Origin of the sequence: Paenibacillus validus NBRC 15382, assembly GCF_004000985.1 — a bacterium.
In the GTDB taxonomy this organism is placed as follows: domain Bacteria; phylum Bacillota; class Bacilli; order Paenibacillales; family NBRC-103111; genus Paenibacillus_G; species Paenibacillus_G validus.
The window spans coordinates 1-2,714 of sequence record NZ_BIMH01000107.1; the positions used below are offsets into that span (position 1 = coordinate 1).

Below are 2,714 nucleotides of genomic sequence, written 5' to 3' on the forward strand. Positions count from 1 at the left end.
ATGTATAACATTTGTCTCATTTGTTCAGTTTTCAAAGAGCTTTCATCACGGCTGCACTTTTTGTCGTGACAAGAATATATCTTATCATTTTTCGACGAACTTTGCAACTGTTATTTTTTTACCGCCATCGCATTCGGCTTCGATTTCGATCTAACCCGTTTGCGGCGACAAGCAATAATGTATCACAAGTCATAGATAAATTGCAACTCCTTATTTTTATTACGTGTTTACTAATTGCCCGAACGCTTCGCTCCATCGCCAGACAGGAGTTGTTCCGTCGTCAGATATCCAAATCTCACCGCCCGATGAGAAAAGTTTCGGGGCCCCGCCTGCCCCAGGCCAATCAACAAACAAAAAAAACGAGGAACCTCTTTGTCCGCTTGCACCGATACAAAGAAGTCTCCTCGTCTCCATGTCTTCCTCATTCGCCAAGCAGACGAATGAGCTCCTGCTCATCGTCAATGATCCGAATGCCGAGCTCTTGCGCTTTCGTCAGCTTGCTGCCGGCGCTTTCGCCCGCAATGACGATGTCCGTCTTCTTCGAGACGCTGCCGGTCACCTTCGCCCCCAGCTTCTCCAGCCTCTTCGCCGCATCGTCACGGCTCATCGTCGTAAGCGTGCCCGTGAGGACGACCGTTTTGCCGAAAAACGGATTGCTCTCGTCCACGGCTGCCGGCGCTTCTTCCGCAATCGGAGTGACACCTGCCGCCAGCATCCGCTCTATGCTGCGCCGCATAGCCGGGTCCTGGAAGAAGCGAACGATGCTGTCCGCCACGATTCCGCCGATATCCGGCAGCGTCATCAATTCCTCCGCCGTCGCCTCCATCAGCTTGTCCAGGCTGCGGTAATGGTCGGCCAGCTCTTTGGTAGTCGTTTTGCCGGTGTTCGGAATGCCCAGGGCGAACAGGAAGGACGCGAGGTCCGGTGTCTTGCTTTTCTCAAGCGCGGCCAGCAGATTCTCCGCCTTCTTCGTCCCGAAGCGGTCGAGCTTGACCAAGTCATCGAACTTCAAGTCATACAAGTCGGACGGGTCGCGCACGCTTAACTCGTCATACAACTGCTCCGCCGTCTTCTCGCTGAACGTTTCGATATCCATCGCATCGCGCGAAGCGAAATGCGTAATCCGGCCCACCAGCTGCGGACGGCAATCCAGCCGGTTCGGACAGAACAAGTGTGCGCCCCGCAGCTCAAGCGTATGTCCGCACGACGGACAGACTGAAGGAGCCGTAATCTCCTGACCGTCGGCGTCCTCCGTCACCTTGCCGAGAATCTCGGGAATGACGTCGTTCGAGCGACGGATGTAGATGAGACTGCCGAGTGCGTGGGTCAAGTTTTTGCGGGCGATATCATCCATGTTGTTCAACGTGCAGTTCTGCACCGTGACCCCGGCAATATCGACCGGCTCAACGCGCGCAAGCGGCGTCACTTTGCCGGTACGGCCCACGTTCCATTGCACCCCTAGCAGCGTTGTCACCGCTTCTTCGGCCTCGAATTTATAAGCGACCGCCCAGCGCGGGAACTTATCGGTATAGCCGAGCACTTCGCGCGTACGCATGTCATTGATTTTGACCACCAAGCCGTCAATTAGAAAATCAAACGTGTTCCGCATGGAAGCGATCCGCTGCAGTTCTTCCTCAACCGCTTCAATACTATCCAAAAACTCGACGAGCGGGCTGACCCTGAACTGATTCGCGCGCAAAAACTCGACCATCTCCCGATGATCCCGGAATTGAACGTTGTCCGAATACCCGACGTTATAAAAATAGGCGTTTAAACGGCGCTCCGCCGTTACTTTCGGATTCAGGTTGCGCAGCGCTCCGGCCGCCGCGTTCCGGGCGTTCTTGAGCGGTTCCGCGGCCGTCTCGTTATATTTCTCAAGCACCGACAGGTTCATTATGCCTTCGCCCTGCACCTCAAGAATCCCCTCGGTATAAGGAATGCGCAGAGGCACCGACTTAATTGTCTTCACTTGAGCCAGAATGCCTTCCCCCACTTGTCCGTTGCCGCGGGTCGCCGCCTGCACGAGTTCTCCTCCGTCGTAGGTTAAATTCAACGTTAGTCCGTCGAACTTCAACTCCACCACGAACGAAAGCGGAGGAAGGGGTTCATCCGGATGCTTCGCGTTATAGTCATTGACCAGCTTCTGAGCGCGCGTATGCCACGCCATCAGGTCCTCATGGTTCTGCGCCTTGTCCAGGCTCCACAACCGCGCCAAATGCTTGTGCGGCTCAAAGCCTTTCAGAAGCTCGCCCCCGATGCGGTGGGTCGGAGAATGCGGCAGCACGACGCCCGTCTCCGCCTCAAGCTCCATCAGCTTCGCATAAAGCGCGTCCCATTCCGCATCGCTGATAGTCGGCTCGTCAAGGGTATAGTAGTGGTAGTTATGTTTGGAGATCTCTTCGATAAGGGCCTGCATGGTCTCCAAAGCATCCGGCATCGGCAAAGCCATTGGGGTTCCGTCCTCTCATGGGTTAAATTACGCTTTCTCGATCGGCGCGAACTTGGCAAGCAGCCGCTTCACGCCGACCGGGGCCGGGAATGCGATCTGCAGCTCGGTATCGTCGCCCGAGCCCTTCATGGCCACGATCGTTCCCGTGCCCCACTTGCCGTGCTTGACTTTGTCGCCCATGGCGAAGTCAAGCACCTTGGCCGGCGCCGCGGCGGCCGGCGAAGAAGCTGCCGCGGACGCGCCGCCCGCGCGGAAGCTGACGGGC

1 protein-coding gene and 1 pseudogene are annotated in these 2,714 nt (G+C 56.4%); both read right to left on the minus strand.

Annotated features, from left to right (window positions below; all coding sequences use genetic code 11):
* Positions 1–421: 421 nt before the first annotated feature.
* Positions 422–2,437, minus strand: coding sequence for an NAD-dependent DNA ligase LigA (ligA, locus tag PVA01S_RS26225; protein WP_127610818.1), 2,016 nt, complete (start codon positions 2,435–2,437; stop codon positions 422–424).
* 39 nt (positions 2,438–2,476) lie between these two features.
* Positions 2,477–2,714, minus strand: a pseudogene (locus PVA01S_RS26230) (ATP-dependent DNA helicase PcrA); the annotation flags it as partial.

Bases quoted from the DNA above. Each gene is read 5' to 3' on its own strand.
- ligA (WP_127610818.1), bottom strand. From the start codon at position 2,437: ATGCCGGATGCTTTGGAGACCATGCAGGCCCTTATCGAAGAGATCTCC.